We start from the raw sequence: 18,611 nt of genomic DNA on the forward strand, positions 1-18,611 counted from the left end.
GCCTGTGGTAGTGCTTCCCTCCCGTAGAGAGCCACAATCGCATCTCAATTTGTGGCTCCTGGCACGTCTCATTTTTGCGGAATTCTTTCTTGTTCGCGACACTTCCTTTACAGAATTTTTTTTGGGTGAAACTGGGTGAAAGGGAATAAACTCTAGTTGAAAAGGAATAAACGCTATGCCAATGGGAATAAACACTTCCACAACAGGAATAAATCAAAATGAACGGGAATAAATCCAAAAACCACATACTGCAGAACATTTCCCTCAATACAGAGACTCATTTGCTCTTCATCTGGGAGTGCACTCTTGCGAAGGCCATATTATGATGGCAGGAATCTAGTCAACTGCCACTTTTCTATTCGTGAATGATTCCCTCCCGTAGAGAGACACAATTGCATCTCAATTTGTGGCTCTTGCCACGTCTACATTCTTGCGGAATTCTTTAAGAAAACCATTTCTATCAATCTATGTACAAGACCGGTCGTGCTTCACGCGACCGGTTTTCCTCTCTTGTCTATCAAGTAAAGCGTTATTTCCCCACTATTCTTAAGCTTGGTTCGCTGAGTTTATGTTCAAGCACAAGGATTCGCTCATTCAAATGTGCAATCATACGAATTAGTTGTTCCATATGTAGTTCCATTCGAACAAGGTGATCAGGTATCGCTTTCATATTGGGTGAATTCCTTTCTATTGGATTTGACAAAAATTGTGTACTAACCATCGGTGCGGTCTACCGAGAAATCGAAGCTACACAACAGGTAATTCTTTATGCTCTTTTTCAGTGAAAATGAAATCTTCTTTTGCTTGTGATTCTTTATTCACATGTTTGTGCTCAGAGGATTCGTCAATTCTAGGTTTCGTTTGTAAAAACTGGACTTCTTCAACGATTACTTCTGTTACGAATATGCGATTGCCATCTTCTTTTTGATAGGATCTGGAATGGATATGCCCATTAATCCCAACAAGAGAGCCTTTACCACAATATTTAACTGTGTGTTCGGCCAGTTTCCCCCATACGGTGCATAGCACGAAATCCGCTTCATCTCCTTTTGCATTTTTGTAGGTACGTTGTATGGCTAAAACAAAACTTGCTTGCACTCTGCCTTCTGACAAATGACGAAGTACCGGATTCTTTGTCATTCTCCCAATCATCCCAACTTGATTCATTTATTCACCTCCTTCTTAGGTATTGAATTTATTGTACAAAGGACTTAAATTGTGCGCAAAGCGACAAAAATTCATTTTGACCACTTTTGTGCAAGGGAAAATTCAATTTTACGACTTCTATATTTTTACAAAAATCGCACAAACCTAATTGGCTGTAGGCTGAAACCCATTTAGTCAAAATGCCGTTTTGCCTTGTTTCCGAAGATTTTTCAACACTGTGTTATACTAGATTCAATTATACTTTTGCGGAAAGGCTGTGAGCTTATTGAAAACGTTTAAGATGTTGTCCATGACAGTTGTTCAAGGGGGCCAAACCATCTCGATTCCCCTCGTAKATGGCATCATTATTAATCAAGAAAACAGCCACCGGTCGTGGATTTTGGAAATGTATGTCGATAAAACAGACAGTACATTTTTCGAACAATTTAAGAATTCAGGTGAATTGATGGAAGTAAAAGTCGTCATTTCATATCCTGAAAATGAACCAGCAGGCTTTGAAGTAGCTGTATACGCTGTTAAAACAATCGGGGATTATGTTTCTGTGTTATTTAAAGGGACGTTAACACGAACCCGTCGTAAGTATGCGGTACAATTGCTGACAGAACTTGTCCAAGATGGATTAACAGGTGAACAGCTTATAACTCGCTTTGAAAACGATATGCGACAACGACCTCAATTAAAAAAAGACTCGGCTACTGTTTAATTACAGCTACCGAGTCTTTTTCTATCTGTTCGTTCTACAATAAGAGCAAGGCCTTAGGTCAAACCCTTCCACTGTCAGGGTAAGTCTAAATGCAAAATAAGTAATTACTCATCTTTGTTATCTGCGTCACGAGCGTCCATGTCATCTTCTAATATTTCCTCTTCTTTCGTATTCGGGTCTTTCATCATGTCTTTATCATTGTCTAAGTTTTTGTCTTCCTGCGTTGGTTCAACTTTATTTCCGTCATTGGTACCAGGTACTACATCTTGTGTATCTTCACGTACATCTTCCATTGGCGTTTGATTTGCTGGTGGTACATCCTTGTTATTGTCTCTCATATTACAACCAACTAATAATAAAGCACTCATACCAAATACAATCGTTGTCTTTTTCCACATTAAAAAGTTCCCTCCTTTCTATAATCGATCACCACACTTCGTGTGATTCACAGTAGGTTACCCTAGAAAGGAAAGAACTATTTATGCTTTTTATTTTTCTTTTTTATAGTGGCGTATGCTGCTTATCTTTAGACGCATAATAATAAAGTAATAATTTTTTTTTGAACAAAAGTAAATTACATTACGTTAAAAATYAGTATTCCCTTTGCCACTGTTTTTATTATGTTGTTTTTTCAACAATGGGTCCAAGAGCAAATAAAATATCTGTTTCGCAAGCAATTTCTCCATCTACAGTCGCAATTGCATGTCCTTTGCCCATTGCACCGCGTATTTTAACAAACTCGACTTCTAATCGAAGTTGATCCCCAGGCACAACTTGACGTTTAAAACGGCAGTTATCAACGCCAGTTAAGAAAGCAAGACGACCTTTGTTCTCTTCTTTATTTAATAAAGCAACTCCGCCTACTTGTGCTAATGCTTCGATAATTAACACACCTGGCATTACTGGATATCCTGGGAAATGTCCGTTGAAAAAATCCTCATTAATGGAAACGTTTTTTAACCCAACTGCTCGTTTACCGTCTTCAATTTCAATAATTCGATCAACGAGTAAAAATGGGTAGCGATGTGGTAAAATCTCTTGAATTTGCTGTGCTGATAATATCAAGTTAGTTTCCTCTTTTCATAAGAATGCATAAAAGATTGTAGATTTAGGACTTACCGTTTAATATATCCAAAATGTGTTGCCACGTATCCCATTTCAAGGCATCTTTTGGATTACCGTCACCGACATATCCATAACCAATTGTTAAACCGGCTGCAATTGCGCCAACTACAAGAGCTGCAACTAGGATGATGCGAAGCCATATCGGGAAAAGACGGATTTGAACCCACCAAGTTTTCTTATTTTCCTTAGTCCCAGCTTTTTCAGCTTTCTCAACTTTATGCTGCTTCCGCATTGAAGGTGCTTGGGTATTCACTTGTTGTTTTACGTCTTTTACTTCAACGTCTTTTACTCCATTAGTCATGCGTCGCTCTCCTTATCAATTGTGCTTAAGTTGCCGTTCCTTTTAAAGTCATTTTGATACTTTACCAATGTTATTTAGCAGCATTCCTGTCCCAATGGCTACACAATCCATTGGGTGCTCGGCAATCAATACTGGTACTTTAAGGGCATCTGCTAATAAGGAATCCATTCCATGCATTAAAGCACCTCCGCCAGTTAAAATTACACCGCGATCAATAATGTCAGCGGACAATTCAGGTGGCGTTTTTTCAAGCACATTTTTCGCTGCTTGGATAATTAGTGCAATTGACTCGCGTAAGCATGTTTCGATTTCTTCAGAATGAACTGTAATGGTACGTGGTAGACCTGTTAACATGTCACGTCCACGAATATCCATTTCTTCATTACGTCCTCCTACAAACACTGTACCTATCTGTATTTTTATATTTTCAGAGGTGCGTTCACCAATTAATAGTTTATATTCACGTTTTATGTATTGTAAAATATCATTATCGAATACATCTCCAGCTACTCTAATTGACTCAGATGTTACAATATCACCCATCGAAAGAACCGCAACATCAGTTGTTCCTCCACCAATGTCAACTACCATGTTACCACTTGGTTGGAAAATATCCATACCCGCTCCAATTGCAGCTACTTTTGGTTCTTCTTCTAAATAAACTTTCTTACCTCCAGATTTTTCAGCAGCTTCCCGAATAGCTTTTTGCTCTACACTTGTAATATTTGTAGGACAACAAATTAAAATTCGAGGCTTCGAGAAAAATCCTTTGACATCTATTTTATTGATAAAATGTTTTAACATAGCTTCAGTCACATCAAAATCAGCGATGACTCCATCTTTAAGTGGACGAATAGCCACAATATTTCCCGGAGTACGACCTACCATTTGTCTTGCTTCTTCCCCTACTGCTAAAACTCGCTTTGTTTTCCGATCCATTGCCACAACTGACGGCTCGTTTAATACAATTCCTTTTCCTTTTACATGTATTAAAACATTTGCCGTTCCAAGATCAATTCCAATATCCTTAGCAAACATGAACACCTTGTTTCCCCTTCCCGTGTTTCCTTAAATATTTTACCGTTCTTTTTTGTCTCTACTAACTGACTATTCTACCATAAAGCACTATCAATTACATCTTTTTTCACAGACAAAAAACGTTATGACGAGTCTTTCGTCATAACGTTTTTTCGCTTTTTTCTTCCTTTTGTTTCCACATTTGCTTCGTTGCTTCCCCGCCCCGAATATGTCGGATTGACTTATGATAAGCAAGGATTTCACTAACATCTTTGGCCAGTGCTTCATTCACTAGTTTTAAGCGTTCCGTTAAATCTTTGTGCACCGTACTTTTCGAGTAGCCCGATTTCTTTGCAACCGCGCGTACTGTTAAACCCGTCTCATGGACCAATTCACCAAGCTCTAGGCAACGTTTCCGGATCTGTTCGTGCAAGACCGCATCCTTCCGTACCGAACGTTTCCTTTAACGTATGCTTTAAATTTGGGACTTAGAACGCTAAATACGTACGTGGGTTAACTGCTTCACCTTTATCAAAAACTTCGAATTGTAAATGAACACCCGCTGCTGCATTGAAATCATTTTCAGTTGTAGTCGCAAGCGGTTGACCTTGTGGAACAACATCTCCCACTTTGACTAAAATTTCTTTAACTGAGCGATAACGAGTTACAAGACCATCTTCATGTTCAAGTACAACTTCGTCACCAAGGAATGGATCGAGATTTACTTCTTTTACTTTCCCTGTCATCGCAGCTTTGACTTCAAAAGGCTCTCCATCAATTGCAATTGCGATTCCGTTATTCGTTTCATACGTTTGATTGAATACAAGAAGGGAATTTTCTTGTGACTCGTCAGAAGCTGTCACATCATAGAAATCATTTAAAATTGTCATTTTGTCAAGCATAGCTTCGTCAAACGGGAATTTCATGGATTCCTTTTGCGCATTTACTACAATTTCTTTTCCACTACCGTCAGCTTCTTTTCCAGGACCTTTTGCAACATTATCCTCCGTGCTGATAAACGCATTATAACCCCAAATCATGCCGACAAATAATAGCGAAAATCCTACGTAAATAGCTGGCCAAAGCCATGTTTGTTTCTTACTTGATTTTTTTGATAGAGAAGGATTATTAGATTTTTCCTCTCGCATATTCATCACCTCTGTTGCTAGTGTTGTCAGCGATTTAAGGTTTTAAACATGTTGATTGAATAGATTGGAAATTTTTTATTTCGGTTTTTGGATAATAATGCTTTAAGATGTCTTCCGCTTTGCGCCCCTCCTGCGCCATTGCGTTTGCTCCGTATTGACTCATCCCCACCCCGTGCCCGTATCCCTTCGTTGACACAGCAATAATATTAGGATTAGATGCATCAATGTCAAAATCTGTTGATGGGAGCCCCAATATGTCACGAATTTCCCGGCCCGTCCATTCGTGTTTTACGGTTGTCACTTGTTGAATTCGCTGTGATTCATTGGGTTTTAAAGATAGTTTATTGAAATGATCTGCCGTCCAGTTAAAGCCAAATGCGTCATTCCATTCTTTAAGAGTAAATGTTTTAGTTTGGTTAAACTTTGGCGAAGTGATATCACCTGTACTTTCGGTCGAAATCAAATAAGGAATTTTGTTCCCGCTATATCCTTCTGCACTTTCCGTCTTACCATTACTAGTCGAGAAGAACATGGCTGTAATGAGCTCATTGTTATAGGTGAGAATTTGAGAGGCTGTTTCTGCGATTGCTTTTACGATGTTTGCTGGAGGTGTGCGTTCGCTTTCTGAAATGAACGCCTGGTGTGAGGTTGTAGGTTTAATTGCAGTTGCTCCAAAATTAGTTGTCTTGAGTGCAAATGTTCGTGCTGCAATTGCTTGTGCTTTTAAAGCCTCTAGGTTGAACGTAGAAGGCATTTCCGCTTGAACGACACCTTTGATGTATTCTTCTATTGGAAGCGGCTCACCAAGCCCCTCCACGCGAATCATGACAGGTTCACAAGCAATTGCGTCGTCAGGCGGAGACTCTTCTACATGTTGCGGTAATTTCTTAATTAACTGCAGTGGCAAGAGAAATAAAGAGAGACATACGATTATAGTGGCTAAGTATCTCATGAAGGAATATATGTATTGAGAGAGCAATATATGAAAAGTGTTAATCGGGATATATGTTTCTGCTTCAACTTATAGGGAAGTAGAAATCTTATCGCCCTAGCCCCCCTTATACTTTAGGTCCAAGATTTTATGGTTTGGTTAACTAAAGAATAAATGTTACCTTTCAGTAAATATTCGGCCGAAGATGATATTTCGGCCTCTTTCTGCTTAATTTATTTTTAATACTGAATGTTAGTAGTGACACTTATATAACGGGAAAAAATTTTGACTGACAGAAACAATTACTTTAATGCGAAAAGGTTTCCAGATCACTTCGGACGCTTCCTCAGTTGTACTATGTTCTATAGAACTAAGAGGGTGGGCTTGTGACTTCTTCACTCGCCCACAGATCATCTTGCAGTTGGTGTGCGTCCTTCGCTTCCTTGGAACCTAGACGTCCATAGTTATGATTGTCTGGTTTACTAATGAATCGAAACTTTTAGGAGTTAACACTCACTTTATAGAAAAAATTAAAGGGTACTTTCACTATCGCGGGCTACTAATGAATTACATTCTCCAAAATAAAGAAATTGCTATAACCGCCGAAATGGCATCTTCGGTTGGACTAGGTAAAGGTGAAGCATTATGCTTTCCAAAGCTCGCCTGAAACGTAAGTAAAAAGTGGCTTCAGTCTTCATGTTTGTAACTAAAGGTTTCAACAGTTGCGCATCGAAAAGGAATACATAGCATTGAATGGGAATAAAGCAATCAAGAACGGGAAAAAACCAAAATTACAGGGAATAAACATGGAAATCCTTCCAATCTTTAATATGGCCGCGTCACTGTTAAACAAAATTCAACAAAAAAAACCGACATCTGGGTATAAGATGTCGGTTTTTGCATAGTATAGGATAAGGGAATTAAACTGTTTGCATAGTCTTTTCATCAGATGATTCAGATGGGACTCGTTCAATATCTGCACCAAGTGAAGCTAATTTTAAGTGGAAGTTCACGTAACCGCGATCTAAGTGATAAAGCTCAGTGACACGTGTTACACCTTCAGAAGCTAGACCAGCTAAAATTAATGCTGCAGCTGCACGTAAATCAGTTGCTGCCACTTCTGCACCTTGTAAATCAGATGGACCTTCCATAATAACAGAACGGCCCTCGATTTTAACATTACCGTTCATGCGGCGGAATTCTTCTACGTGCATAAAACGATTTTCAAATACAGTTTCAGTTAGCATACCATTACCAGTTGCCGTTAACATTAATGCCATCATTTGCGATTGCATGTCAGTAGGGAAACCTGGGTGAGGCATTGTTTTAATATCAACAGACTTCAATATTTTAGTTGCACGGATTCGAAGTCCGTCTTCTTCTTCATTGATTTGAACGCCCATTTCTTCCATTTTAGCAATTAGCGCTGTCATATGTTCAGGAACAGCGTTTACAATTGTAATATCGCCTTGTGTAATTGCTGCAGCTACCATAAATGTACCTGCTTCGATACGGTCAGGGATAATATGGTGAAGTGTACCTTCAAGCTCTAAAACACCTTCAATGCGAATTGTGTCGGTACCTGCACCAATAACACGTCCACCCATTTCGTTAATGAAGTTTGCTAAATCAACAATTTCTGGTTCTTTTGCAGCATTTTCAATAATTGTTGTACCTTCAGCTAAAGCTGCAGCCGTCATAATGTTTTCAGTTGCACCAACGCTTGGGAAGTCGAAATAGATTTTAGCACCTTTTAGACGACCTTCAGTTTTTGCCTCTACGAATCCGTGACCAAATGAAATTTCAGCGCCCATTGCTTCAAAACCTTTTAGATGTTGATCGATTGGTCGTGAACCTATTGCACAACCACCAGGAAGCGCAACTCGAGCAAAACCATTACGAGCTAAAATTGGACCCATGACTAATATAGATGCTCTCATTTTACGTACATATTCAAATTGAGCTTCACTTAATAAAGTCTCAGATGAATCGATAATAACTTCATTGCGTTCTGGGTAATATTCTACCGTAGCTCCTAAGCTTTTTAAAACCTCATTAATCGTATAAACATCAGCTAAATTGGCTACGTCACGAATAATATTTTTTCCTTTAGTAGCTAAAAGAGCTCCAGCTAAAACCGGTAATACCGCGTTTTTAGCACCTTCAACTCTTACTTTCCCTGTTAACTTGTTGCCGCCTTTTACAACTATCTTTTCCAATGATTGACCCTCCATGTTTTCGAAATTGATTTGATTTTTATCTATCTGTCGATTTAACTCGTATGATGTCATAAATTAGGAATAAAACATTATTAATATTACAGTCATTTTGTGTTTAACACAAGTATCGATACATTGATTTTTCATAATAAAAATCGACAAGAAACTGTCTTATATGATACGTACATAACGAGGCCTTTGTGTCGGTGAAAACAAAACTCTTTTTCATATTAAATGAATCTATTAATTTTTTCCCTATATTTAAAGTTTCAAACATCCTTCGACAATTTATTTCCCGGGGAATATTATTTTCTCTCCATGGCCATAGCTATGAACGATCTTCATCTTTATGGACATAAAGAGCAAATACTACATAAAAAGGTACGGTAATTGTTTTGACCAATTCGACATTGAGAGGAAAAAGTCGGATACAGTAGTACCTATGGCAATACTTATAAGAATATATAGAAGTTGAACTTGAAACACATGATGTTTTTTGACAATTTTCTCTAACATAACTGCTCTTAATGCAAAGAATGTTATTCCAATAAAAAATGCATGCGATAAAACACCTAGAATTGCTTGTTGACCGATTTCATTATACATATGTATGAACTCCTTTCAACAAAGTTGGTTGTTTTTATAATAAAAGAGACTTTACTTAGGTTTTCGCGAGTATGTCTCTTTCGTCTTGATATCATAATGACAACACACAATAAATTCTATTAAGTCGCTATAAAAGACATAAAAAAACGAGTCGAAGAGAATGTTTCTCCTCGACTCGTCATCTCTTTTAGATGTTACCCTCATAAACGTTGATACGATTCATTGCGCGTCTCAAAGATAGTTCCGCGCGTTTGAAATCGACGTCGTCTTGTTGTGATAAGTTCAGACGTTCTTCAGCACGTTTCACTGCTTCCTTCGCTCGTTCTAGATCAATGGTAGATGATACTTCAGCTGATTGAGCTAAGATCGATACCTGGTCAGGACGGACTTCGATGAAACCTCCGCTTAAAGCGACGATATCAGTTTGTCCGTCTTTTTTCAATCGAATGGCTCCCACTTTAAGTGGAGCGACCATTGGAATGTGTCCAGGTAAAACACCAATTTCTCCAGATGTCGTGTTGGCAATGACCATGTTGACTTCAGAATCGTATACCGGGCCGTCGGGAGTGACAATATTGACTTTGATGGTCTTCATTTTTTCCCCTCCTGGTCCCTGTAATTAAACTTCAACGCCCATGCTTTTCGCTTTTTCAATAACTTCTTCAATACGTCCAACTAAACGGAAAGCATCTTCAGGTAAGTGGTCAAATTTGCCTTCAAGAATTTGTTTGAATCCTTGAATCGTTTCTTTTACAGGAACGTATGAACCTTTTTGACCTGTGAATTGCTCCGCTACGTGGAAGTTTTGAGATAAGTAGAACTGAATACGACGTGCACGGTTAACCGTTTGCTTGTCTTCATCAGATAACTCATCCATACCAAGAATCGCAATGATATCTTGAAGTTCTTTGTAGCGTTGAAGTGTTGATTGTACTTGACGAGCAACTGAGTAGTGTTCTTCGCCAACAATTCCAGGTGACAATGCACGTGAAGTTGAAGCCAAAGGATCTACTGCTGGGTAAATACCCATTTCAGAAAGTTTACGCTCTAAGTTTGTTGTTGCGTCTAAGTGAGCAAATGTTGTTGCAGGAGCTGGATCCGTATAGTCATCGGCAGGAACGTAAATCGCTTGAATTGAAGTTACTGAACCTTTGTTCGTTGACGTGATTCGCTCTTGTAATTGACCCATTTCAGTAGCAAGTGTTGGTTGGTAACCAACGGCTGATGGCATACGACCTAGTAAGGCTGATACTTCAGATCCTGCTTGAGTGAAACGGAAGATGTTATCGATGAATAAAAGTACGTCTGCACCTTGATCATCACGGAAATACTCAGCCATTGTCAAACCAGTCAAGGCAACACGCATACGTGCACCAGGCGGCTCGTTCATTTGACCAAATACCATTGCTGTTTTCTTGATTACGCCAGAATCGCTCATCTCGTGGAATAAGTCATTTCCTTCACGCGTACGCTCTCCAACACCTGCGAATACTGAGATACCGCCGTGCTCTTGTGCGATGTTGTTAATTAATTCTTGGATAAGTACAGTTTTACCTACACCAGCGCCACCGAAGAGACCAATTTTACCACCTTTAATGTAAGGTGCTAATAAATCTACTACTTTGATACCTGTTTCAAGAATTTCAACTTCAGTTGAAAGATGTTCAAATGTTGGTGCAAGACGGTGAATTGGATCACGGCGATTTGCAACTGGGATTTCTTCGCCTAAGTCAATTATTTCACCAAGTACGTTGAATACACGACCTAGAGTGATGTCACCAACTGGAACGGTAATTGCCGTACCAGCGTCTGTAACTTCTGCACCACGCTTTAAGCCATCTGTAGATGACATAGCTACTGTACGTACAGAGTCGTCACCAAGGTGCAAAGCAACTTCAAGAGTTAAAGTTGTTGGTTCTTGGTTCGGACGTTCAATCGTAACTGTCAATGCATTATAGATTGAAGGTAATTGGCCGTTGTTGAACTTTACGTCAACAACTGGACCCATTACTTGAAGAACGTGTCCTTTGTTCATACTTGTTCCCTCCTGTCTTACTTACTACTTCTATTCTAGAGCCGCTACGCCGCCAACGATTTCTGTGATTTCTTGAGTAATCGCCGCTTGACGAGCACGGTTAAATTGTAATGTTAATGAGCTAATTAATTCACTTGCGTTATCGGTTGCGCTCTTCATTGCTGTCATACGTGCAGCATGTTCACTTGCTTTGCCGTCTAGTAAAGCACCATAGATCAAGCTTTCCGCATATTGTGGAAGCAACACTTCAAGAATGGCATCGGCTGAAGGCTCGAATTCATATGATGTTGTTGCACTTGATGGAGTGATGTCCGTTAACGGAAGCACCTTTTTCTCTGTAACGTCTTGTTGAATGGCGCTAACATAATGGTTGTAATACATATAAAGTTCATCATACGTACCTTCTGTGAACATACCAACAGCCTTGCGCGCAATTTCCTTAATATCAGCAAATGAAGGCTGATCAGGTAAACCGACCGCACTTTCAATTACTGTAATGCCGCGTTTCGTGAAGAAATCACTCCCGATACGTCCAACTGCAAAGATTACAAATTGGTCATTTGACGTATGACGTTCGCGAATTGCATTCGTTACAGCACGTAACACGTTACTGTTGTATGCACCTGCAAGTCCACGATCGGCAGTGATGACGAGGTAAGCAGTTTTCGCTACAGGACGTGACTTCAACATTGAATGTCCACTGTCACTAGTTCCTGAAGCAATTGCTCCTACGACTTCTTGAATTTTCGCCATATACGGAACGAATGATTTCGCATTCAATTCTGCACGGTTCATTTTCGAAGCCGACACCATTTGCATCGCTTTTGTAATTTGGCTCGTTTTCTTAGTCGATGTTATTCGGCTTTTAATGTCGCGTAATGATGCCACTGGTATTTCACCACCTTATCGTTTTTTATTCATCCAAAAAGATTACTCTGATTTTGCAAATGTCTTTTTAAACGCTGAGATTGCGTTTACTAAGTCTTCGTCAGCAGGAAGATCTTTTGTAGTACGGATGTGATCTAAAACGTTTGTGTGGTTTGAATCTAACCAGCTATACAATTCGTTCTCAAAACGTACGATATCTTGTACTGCAATATCATCTAAGTGGCCACGTGTTAGAGCGTAAAGAATAATAACTTGTTTTTCAACCTTAATCGGTTTATTCAAGTCTTGTTTCAATACTTCTACTGTACGTGCTCCACGGTTAAGTTTTCCTTGTGTAATTTTATCAAGGTCAGAACCAAATTGAGCAAAGGCTTCAAGTTCACGGAATGCAGCTAAGTCAAGACGTAGTGTACCCGCAACTTTTTTCATTGCTTTAATTTGAGCTGATCCACCAACACGAGATACAGATAAACCTGCGTTGATTGCTGGACGAACACCTGAGAAGAATAAGTCAGATTGTAAGAAGATCTGTCCATCTGTAATCGAAATTACGTTTGTTGGAATATAAGCAGAGATATCTCCAGCTTGTGTTTCAACGAATGGAAGAGCTGTAATCGAACCTGATCCAAGTGTTTCATTCAACTTCGCAGCGCGCTCTAGTAAACGGCTATGTAAGTAGAATACATCCCCTGGATATGCTTCACGACCTGGAGGACGACGAAGTAATAATGAAAGTTCGCGGTAAGCAGCAGCTTGTTTTGATAAATCATCATAAACAACCAATACGTGCTTGCCTTCGAACATGAACTCTTCAGCCATAGTTATACCTGTGTATGGAGCTAAGTATAATAATGGAGCTGGTTGTGATGCTGAAGCAGTAACAACGATTGTGTATTCTAAAGCGCCGTTTTTACGGAGCGTTTCAACTACGTTACGAACAGTCGATTCTTTTTGACCGATTGCTACGTAAATACAAATCATGTTTTGGTCAGCTTGGTTTAAAATTGTATCGATTGCAACAGATGTTTTACCTGTTTGACGGTCACCGATGATTAACTCACGTTGACCACGACCGATTGGTACTAATGCATCAATCGCTTTAATACCAGTTTGCAATGGTTCATGAACCGATTTACGGGCCATAACACCTTGTGCTGGGCTTTCGATTGGGCGTGATTTAGTAGTGTTGATTGGGCCTAAACCATCAACTGGTTGTCCAAGTGGATTGACAACGCGGCCAATCAATTCATGTCCAACTGGTACTTCCATAATACGGCCTGTACGACGTACTTCATCGCCTTCTTTGATATCTGAATATGGTCCTAGAATAACGATACCTACGTTATTAGCTTCTAAGTTTTGTGCCATACCCATAACACCAGTTGAGAATTCAATTAACTCTCCAGCCATGACGTTGTCGAGACCATGAGCACGAGCGATACCATCACCAATTTGGATAACTGTACCTACATCGCTWACTTTCATTTCAGATTGATAATTTTCAATCTGCTTCTTAATTAGAACGCTGATTTCTTCAGCTTTGATGCTCATGTATGTCACCTCTTTCAATTCTTATTATTAACCGATAAGTTGTTTCTTCAAGCGATCAAGCTTAGCGCTAACGCTACTATCGAAAATACGATTGCCGATTTGAATGCGAATACCACCAAGTAATGATGGATCGATTTCATTTTCTATACGTAACGATTGTTTCCCAATCTTTTGTGCAAATGCAGACGAAATCGCCGCACGCTCATCATCCGTTAAAGGACGTGTTGAGAATACTTTTGCGTCAGCTATACCTTGAGCTTCGTTTGAAAGTGTTGCAAATTCAGTAGCAACTGCTACTACTTCGTTGATTCGTTTACGGTCTATTAATACTTGTAATGTGTTCACTACAAATGGATTAGCTTGGCCGAATAACTCACGAATTAATTCTTTCTTTCGGTCTGAAGAAAGTTTTGGTGAAGCAAGCATAGCTTGTAATTCACTATTTTCTTTAAATACCATTTTCACTTCACGTAAATCTTCTTCTACATGAGCTAATTGGTTATGTTGTTGTGCTAGTTGAAATAATGCTAGAGCATATCGTTTCGCTGCAGTTGATTGACTCACACTACATCGCCTGCCTTCGCAATCGTTTCTTCGATTAACGCACGGTTATCTTCCTCAGAAATTTGCTTTCCAAGAACTTTAGATGCCGCAAGTACAGATAGAGATACGACTTCTGCGCGTACTGCTGCAATCGCTTTTTCTTTTTCTGTTTCAATCTCACGAACAGCTGATTCTTTCAAACGTGTTGCTTCAGCGCGTGCAGTCGTGATAATTTCTTCACGTTGTGCGTCACCTTGATGCTTCGCGTTTTCAACAATCCCTTGTGCTTCTGTACGTGCTTCTTTTAATAACGCACGTTGTTCTTCTAATAATTGATGTGATTCTAAGCGCGTAGTTTCAGCTGCTTCGATTTCACTTGCAATTAAATCTTCACGTTGTTTCATTATACCCATCAATGGACCCCAAGCGAATTTCTTCAATAGGAACATTAAAAGGATGAAGACGGTTAAAGTAGCAAAAATGTCACCAGTGTTCAATTTATCTACATGAGCTTCAGTGGCATTCAGTACGAGGTAATCCAAAAACACGATTGTTTCACTCCCTTCAAGAGCTTCAAGTCTTTATGTGAATCTAAAAAGATGGATTTTCATGTTTAAAAAGTCAAACATCCATAAGAGAATGACGAAGAGTCTTCAAGATAACTTCGCCATTTCATGTTAACTATTACTTATTTATTTAATACGATAAACGCGATAACTACTGCGATGATCGGAAGTGCTTCAACTAATGCTACACCGATATACATTGTTGTTTGTAATAAACCACGTGCTTCAGGTTGGCGAGCCATACCCTCGATTGTTTTTGAAACGATTAATCCGTTACCAATACCTGCTCCAAGTGCTCCTAAACCGATTGCTATTGCTGCTGCTAATACTCCAATTTGACCTTCCATGTGTGTTGCCTCCTAGAAATTTGTATTTTTTCCTGTTCAGTAAATGAACAAATTATGCTTAATGATCATGACTCACTTTGTGAGACATATAAACCATTGTTAAAATAACGAAAATGAAAGCTTGAATCGTTCCAACGAAAATCGAGAAACCTTGCCAAGCAAGCGTTGGAAGTAAGGCTCCTGCAAAACCAAGGAAACTTGCACCACCTATACCTGCTAGTAAACCTAACAATACTTCTCCTGCATAAATATTCCCGTAAAGTCGAAGACCAAGTGTTACCGTATTGGCAAACTCTTCTACGATTTTTAGGGGCAGAAGGAATGGTAATGGTTTTAAATAGTCTTTTCCGTATTCGGAAAGGCCTTTTAATTTGATACCATAGTAATGAGTTAATACCATGACCATAACTGCTAATGTCATCGTTATGATTGGATCTGCGGTTGGAGATTTCCACCACAAAACACCATCTATAATGATTGAAAATGGTAAACCTAACATGTTCGAAACAAAGATGAACATGATAAGCGTAATACCCAGAATATGGAACCTACCACCTGAATTCCAGTCCATATTGCTTTTGATAATCCCTTTTACGAAGTCCATTAACCACTCCATAAAATTTTGCATACCAGTTGGCTTTAAACTTAAGTTCCGAGTAGATACTACTGCAATTAATAGAACGATAAGTGCCGTTACGGTAAGCATCATAACGTTTGAAAGATTGAACGTAAGTCCAAGCCACTCATGCGTTGGGTTCTCATGATGCACGTGCATTCACCTCTCTTTCACAATTCGGTATAGAGTTTTTCGTGTATATAATCCTGACTACTAATATTAGTAGTCATTCGAGATTACTAAATTCATTGTTTCTTTTGGTTTCGACATTCTTCGTGCAAACCGAAAGAAATTGTTACAATGGGTATTTTTACGGGAACTCTTGTATGTATGGTCTTTCATTTAAAACTTAAACAAAAGAGTTGTTTCCTATACATAAACATCATTCTTGTAAAGGATTTCTTCTTTTATGCAGATAGTCTTGACGTTTTTACATAATATAGTAAAACTGCAAACCTGATAGGAAGAAGATTTGACAAGATTTCATAGTTTTTACAGTGAATGAAAACCCTCTCATTTAACCCTTTGTAAGCATACAATATGGGTAAAATGAAGTCAATTGATTCCCGTGAAAAACTTCACAAAGTCGCTATACTCGACATATTGTCGACAAATTTTAARATAGCGGGCTGAATTGTTACTGATATCCGATTATTAGGTGGTTTTTAGCAAAAATTAAGGGGACTGCTCAGGCGGTCCCTTTAATTTTATTCTACTTATTTAAATAGTCTTTCAAAGCTTCAACGATACGTCTTGATGCTTCACCATCACCATACGGATTTGATGCTTTTGACATTGAAGCATAAGTCGCTTCATTTGTAAGCAATTCTTTTGCTAAGCCGTAGATTGTCTCTTCATCCGTGCCCGCCAACCTCAATGTACCTGCTGCAATTCCTTCAGGACGTTCAGTCGTGTCGCGTAATACAAGAACAGGCTTCCCTAAAGAAGGTGCTTCTTCTTGAACGCCGCCTGAATCAGTCAATATAATGAAAGAACGTGCTGCGAAGTTATGGAAATCGAGTACTTCTAATGGTTCAATTAAGTGGATTCTTGGATCATTTCCAAGTACTTCATTTGCCACTTCTCTGACAGCTGGATTCATATGAACAGGATAGACCACTTGAATGTCATCATGTTCTTCAATTAGTCGTTTAATTGCACGGAACATGTTGCGCATAGGTTGTCCTAAGTTTTCACGTCGATGAGCAGTTAATAAAATCATACGGTCTGAGCCAACTTGTTCTAACACAGGGTGCGTATACTCTTCGCGTACCGTTGTTTTTAAAGCATCAATTGCAGTGTTGCCTGTAACTACAATGCGATCTTCCGGCTTGTTTTCACGACGAAGGTTGTCAGCTGACACTTCTGTTGGAGAGAAATGAAGATCTGCCATCACACCAGTTAATTGACGGTTCATTTCTTCTGGATACGGTGAGTACTTATTAAAAGTACGAAGTCCCGCTTCCACGTGACCTACCGCAATTTGATTGTAAAATGCCGCTAAGCTAGCAATGAAAGTCGTAGTCGTATCACCGTGAACTAATACGATGTCAGGCTTTGCTTCTTTCATTACTGCATCCAAACCTTCAAGTCCTCGTGTTGTCACGTCTATTAAAGTTTGACGGTCTTTCATCATATTCAAATCGAAGTCCGGTTTGATCCCAAATGTATCCAATACTTGATCGAGCATTTGGCGATGTTGCGCAGTGACTGTCACGATTGATTCAATGTCATCGGAATGTTTTTCAAGTTCTAAAACGAGTGGTGCCATTTTAATTGCTTCTGGGCGTGTCCCAAAAATCGTCATGACTTTCCATTTTTTCGTCAAGGTTAAACACTTCCTTTTACTTATTTTGTTCCGAACAAACGGTCACCTGCGTCGCCAAGTCCAGGAACGATGTAACCATGGTCGTCCAGTTTTTCATCAAGAGCAGCAATGTAGATGTCAACATCTGGATGAGCTTCTTTAAGAATTTCTACACCTTCTGGAGCAGCAATTAAACACATAAACTTAATGTTTTTAGCACCGCGCTTTTTCAATGCGTTAATGGCAACTAATGCAGATCCACCCGTTGCTAGCATTGGGTCAACTAATATAAAATCACGCTCTTCAACATCCGCTGGGAGCTTCACATAATATTCAATTGGTTGTAGTGTTTCTGGATCGCGGTATAAACCGATATGTCCAACTTTAGCAGCAGGCATTAATTTCAGAATACCGTCTACCATGCCGATTCCAGCACGTAAAATTGGAACGATCCCTATTTTTTTACCTGATAAAACTTTTGCTTTCGCAGTAGTGACTGGTGTTTCTACTTCAACTTCATCTAAAGGCATATCACGTGTAATCTCAAACGCCATCAAAGTTGCTACTTCGTCTACCAATTCACGGAATTCTTTTGTTCCCGTTCTCTTATCTCGAATAAAAGTTAATTTATGTTGGATCAATGGATGATCAAATACGAATACTTTTCCCATAATGCCCTCTCCTTTACGTACAAACTTCATCTATTATAGCAGAAAAAACCCATAACGCTCGACTTGAAACGAAATCACATTTTTTAGAAAGTTCATAATATCGGTTTGATTTGTGGTCTTGATGTGTTCGGAGTTGTGGTTATTCCCATTCATTTTGATTTATTCCCACTCGGGAGGTGTTTAATCCCTTTCGTTGCTGCATTATTCCTGTTCACTCTCTGTTTATTCCTGTTCACTACAAAGAACTCCCAAACGGAATGTGTGTGGGGCCAATTAGTTTGGTTTTCGCTTAGAGTTTGTGGTTATTCCCGTTCATTTTAGTTTCTTCCCACTCACGAGGTGTTTATTCCCATTCGTTGGTAGAGGATAT

22 protein-coding genes are annotated in these 18,611 nt (G+C 39.2%); 1 reads left to right on the plus strand and 21 read right to left on the minus strand.

The features are described from left to right. Window positions 1-529: 529 nt before the first annotated feature. On the minus strand, window positions 530-670 hold the full coding sequence (locus AC1DOS_RS03625; RefSeq protein ID WP_477536439.1) for a hypothetical protein: 141 nt from the start codon (window positions 668-670) through the stop codon (window positions 530-532). Window positions 671-747: 77 nt separating this feature from the next. After that, a complete protein-coding gene (locus tag AC1DOS_RS03630) occupies window positions 748-1,167 on the minus strand; it encodes a single-stranded DNA-binding protein (RefSeq protein ID WP_108586083.1) in 420 nt (139 codons plus the stop codon). A 265-nt stretch (window positions 1,168-1,432) separates the two neighbouring features. Here AC1DOS_RS03630 and AC1DOS_RS03635 point away from each other — a divergent pair, with 265 nt between their 5' ends. Beyond that, window positions 1,433-1,870, plus strand: a complete 438-nt coding sequence (locus AC1DOS_RS03635; protein ID WP_477536440.1) for a YwpF family protein — start codon at window positions 1,433-1,435, stop codon at window positions 1,868-1,870. A 104-nt stretch (window positions 1,871-1,974) separates the two neighbouring features. Here the strand turns inward: AC1DOS_RS03635 and AC1DOS_RS03640 are convergent, their stop codons facing one another. The 19 genes from AC1DOS_RS03640 to upp form a co-directional block, all read right to left on the minus strand. Beyond that, complete coding sequence (locus AC1DOS_RS03640) at window positions 1,975-2,268, minus strand: hypothetical protein (RefSeq protein WP_477536441.1); 294 nt, start codon at window positions 2,266-2,268, stop codon at window positions 1,975-1,977. A 220-nt stretch (window positions 2,269-2,488) separates the two neighbouring features. Then, a complete protein-coding gene (gene fabZ, locus AC1DOS_RS03645) occupies window positions 2,489-2,932 on the minus strand; it encodes a 3-hydroxyacyl-ACP dehydratase FabZ (RefSeq protein ID WP_108586177.1) in 444 nt (147 codons plus the stop codon). Between the two features lie 46 nt (window positions 2,933-2,978). After that, a complete protein-coding gene (locus AC1DOS_RS03650; RefSeq protein ID WP_477536442.1) occupies window positions 2,979-3,296 on the minus strand; it encodes a DNA-directed RNA polymerase subunit beta in 318 nt (105 codons plus the stop codon). A 48-nt stretch (window positions 3,297-3,344) separates the two neighbouring features. After that, window positions 3,345-4,334 carry a rod shape-determining protein MreB gene (gene mreB, locus AC1DOS_RS03655; protein ID WP_477536462.1) on the minus strand — a complete coding sequence of 330 codons (990 nt, stop codon included), beginning with the start codon at window positions 4,332-4,334 and terminating at the stop codon, window positions 3,345-3,347. Between the two features lie 139 nt (window positions 4,335-4,473). Continuing rightward, on the minus strand, window positions 4,474-4,746 hold the full coding sequence (locus AC1DOS_RS03660) for a sporulation transcriptional regulator SpoIIID (protein ID WP_108586087.1): 273 nt from the start codon (window positions 4,744-4,746) through the stop codon (window positions 4,474-4,476). 55 nt (window positions 4,747-4,801) lie between these two features. Beyond that, window positions 4,802-5,461 carry a peptidoglycan DD-metalloendopeptidase family protein gene (locus AC1DOS_RS03665; RefSeq protein WP_477536443.1) on the minus strand — a complete coding sequence of 220 codons (660 nt, stop codon included), beginning with the start codon at window positions 5,459-5,461 and terminating at the stop codon, window positions 4,802-4,804. A gap of 34 nt (window positions 5,462-5,495) precedes the next feature. Continuing rightward, the gene (spoIID, locus tag AC1DOS_RS03670) at window positions 5,496-6,368 is read right to left on the minus strand and encodes a stage II sporulation protein D (RefSeq protein WP_477536444.1); all 873 of its coding nucleotides are present in this window, start codon (window positions 6,366-6,368) and stop codon (window positions 5,496-5,498) included. Window positions 6,369-7,312: 944 nt separating this feature from the next. Beyond that, window positions 7,313-8,611 carry a UDP-N-acetylglucosamine 1-carboxyvinyltransferase gene (gene murA / locus AC1DOS_RS03675; protein ID WP_477536445.1) on the minus strand — a complete coding sequence of 433 codons (1,299 nt, stop codon included), beginning with the start codon at window positions 8,609-8,611 and terminating at the stop codon, window positions 7,313-7,315. A gap of 369 nt (window positions 8,612-8,980) precedes the next feature. After that, window positions 8,981-9,217, minus strand: coding sequence for a DUF1146 family protein (locus tag AC1DOS_RS03680; protein ID WP_477536446.1), 237 nt, complete (start codon window positions 9,215-9,217; stop codon window positions 8,981-8,983). Between the two features lie 187 nt (window positions 9,218-9,404). Beyond that, on the minus strand, window positions 9,405-9,812 hold the full coding sequence (locus AC1DOS_RS03685) for a F0F1 ATP synthase subunit epsilon (RefSeq protein ID WP_108586091.1): 408 nt from the start codon (window positions 9,810-9,812) through the stop codon (window positions 9,405-9,407). A gap of 24 nt (window positions 9,813-9,836) precedes the next feature. After that, window positions 9,837-11,252, minus strand: a complete 1,416-nt coding sequence (gene atpD / locus AC1DOS_RS03690; RefSeq protein ID WP_108586092.1) for a F0F1 ATP synthase subunit beta — start codon at window positions 11,250-11,252, stop codon at window positions 9,837-9,839. A gap of 30 nt (window positions 11,253-11,282) precedes the next feature. Continuing rightward, window positions 11,283-12,140, minus strand: a complete 858-nt coding sequence (gene atpG, locus AC1DOS_RS03695; protein WP_108586093.1) for an ATP synthase F1 subunit gamma — start codon at window positions 12,138-12,140, stop codon at window positions 11,283-11,285. 42 nt (window positions 12,141-12,182) lie between these two features. Then, on the minus strand, window positions 12,183-13,691 hold the full coding sequence (gene atpA / locus AC1DOS_RS03700; RefSeq protein ID WP_108586094.1) for a F0F1 ATP synthase subunit alpha: 1,509 nt from the start codon (window positions 13,689-13,691) through the stop codon (window positions 12,183-12,185). A 27-nt stretch (window positions 13,692-13,718) separates the two neighbouring features. After that, the gene (locus AC1DOS_RS03705) at window positions 13,719-14,255 is read right to left on the minus strand and encodes a F0F1 ATP synthase subunit delta (RefSeq protein ID WP_108586095.1); all 537 of its coding nucleotides are present in this window, start codon (window positions 14,253-14,255) and stop codon (window positions 13,719-13,721) included. Beyond that, on the minus strand, window positions 14,252-14,782 hold the full coding sequence (gene atpF, locus AC1DOS_RS03710; protein ID WP_108586096.1) for a F0F1 ATP synthase subunit B: 531 nt from the start codon (window positions 14,780-14,782) through the stop codon (window positions 14,252-14,254). The genes AC1DOS_RS03705 and atpF overlap by 4 nt, the downstream gene beginning before the upstream one ends. Before the next feature lie 140 nt (window positions 14,783-14,922). Then, a complete protein-coding gene (gene atpE / locus AC1DOS_RS03715; RefSeq protein ID WP_108586097.1) occupies window positions 14,923-15,147 on the minus strand; it encodes a F0F1 ATP synthase subunit C in 225 nt (74 codons plus the stop codon). A 58-nt stretch (window positions 15,148-15,205) separates the two neighbouring features. Then, window positions 15,206-15,916: a F0F1 ATP synthase subunit A gene (atpB, locus tag AC1DOS_RS03720; RefSeq protein WP_108586098.1), complete on the minus strand. Its 711-nt coding sequence runs from the start codon at window positions 15,914-15,916 to the stop codon at window positions 15,206-15,208. 559 nt (window positions 15,917-16,475) lie between these two features. Then, a complete protein-coding gene (gene wecB / locus AC1DOS_RS03725; protein ID WP_477536447.1) occupies window positions 16,476-17,591 on the minus strand; it encodes a non-hydrolyzing UDP-N-acetylglucosamine 2-epimerase in 1,116 nt (371 codons plus the stop codon). Window positions 17,592-17,611: 20 nt separating this feature from the next. Next, window positions 17,612-18,241, minus strand: coding sequence for a uracil phosphoribosyltransferase (gene upp / locus AC1DOS_RS03730; RefSeq protein ID WP_477536448.1), 630 nt, complete (start codon window positions 18,239-18,241; stop codon window positions 17,612-17,614). Window positions 18,242-18,611 lie beyond the last annotated feature (370 nt).

This window comes from Paenisporosarcina sp. P5_A11 (genome assembly GCF_056400705.1).

What these genes read in the sequence shown, in the direction of transcription:
- upp (WP_477536448.1), bottom strand. Translation starts at nt 18,241, where the DNA reads ATGGGAAAAGTATTCGTATTTGATCATCCATTGATCCAACATAAATTA.
- atpD (WP_108586092.1), bottom strand. Translation starts at nt 11,252, where the DNA reads ATGAACAAAGGACACGTTCTTCAAGTAATGGGTCCAGTTGTTGACGTA.
- AC1DOS_RS03665 (WP_477536443.1), bottom strand. Translation starts at nt 5,461, where the DNA reads ATGCGAGAGGAAAAATCTAATAATCCTTCTCTATCAAAAAAATCAAGT.
- AC1DOS_RS03680 (WP_477536446.1), bottom strand. Translation starts at nt 9,217, where the DNA reads ATGTATAATGAAATCGGTCAACAAGCAATTCTAGGTGTTTTATCGCAT.
- AC1DOS_RS03630 (WP_108586083.1), bottom strand. Translation starts at nt 1,167, where the DNA reads ATGAATCAAGTTGGGATGATTGGGAGAATGACAAAGAATCCGGTACTT.
- AC1DOS_RS03625 (WP_477536439.1), bottom strand. Translation starts at nt 670, where the DNA reads ATGAAAGCGATACCTGATCACCTTGTTCGAATGGAACTACATATGGAA.
- atpE (WP_108586097.1), bottom strand. Translation starts at nt 15,147, where the DNA reads ATGGAAGGTCAAATTGGAGTATTAGCAGCAGCAATAGCAATCGGTTTA.
- mreB (WP_477536462.1), bottom strand. Translation starts at nt 4,334, where the DNA reads ATGTTTGCTAAGGATATTGGAATTGATCTTGGAACGGCAAATGTTTTA.
- AC1DOS_RS03640 (WP_477536441.1), bottom strand. Translation starts at nt 2,268, where the DNA reads ATGTGGAAAAAGACAACGATTGTATTTGGTATGAGTGCTTTATTATTA.
- AC1DOS_RS03685 (WP_108586091.1), bottom strand. Translation starts at nt 9,812, where the DNA reads ATGAAGACCATCAAAGTCAATATTGTCACTCCCGACGGCCCGGTATAC.
- AC1DOS_RS03650 (WP_477536442.1), bottom strand. Translation starts at nt 3,296, where the DNA reads ATGACTAATGGAGTAAAAGACGTTGAAGTAAAAGACGTAAAACAACAA.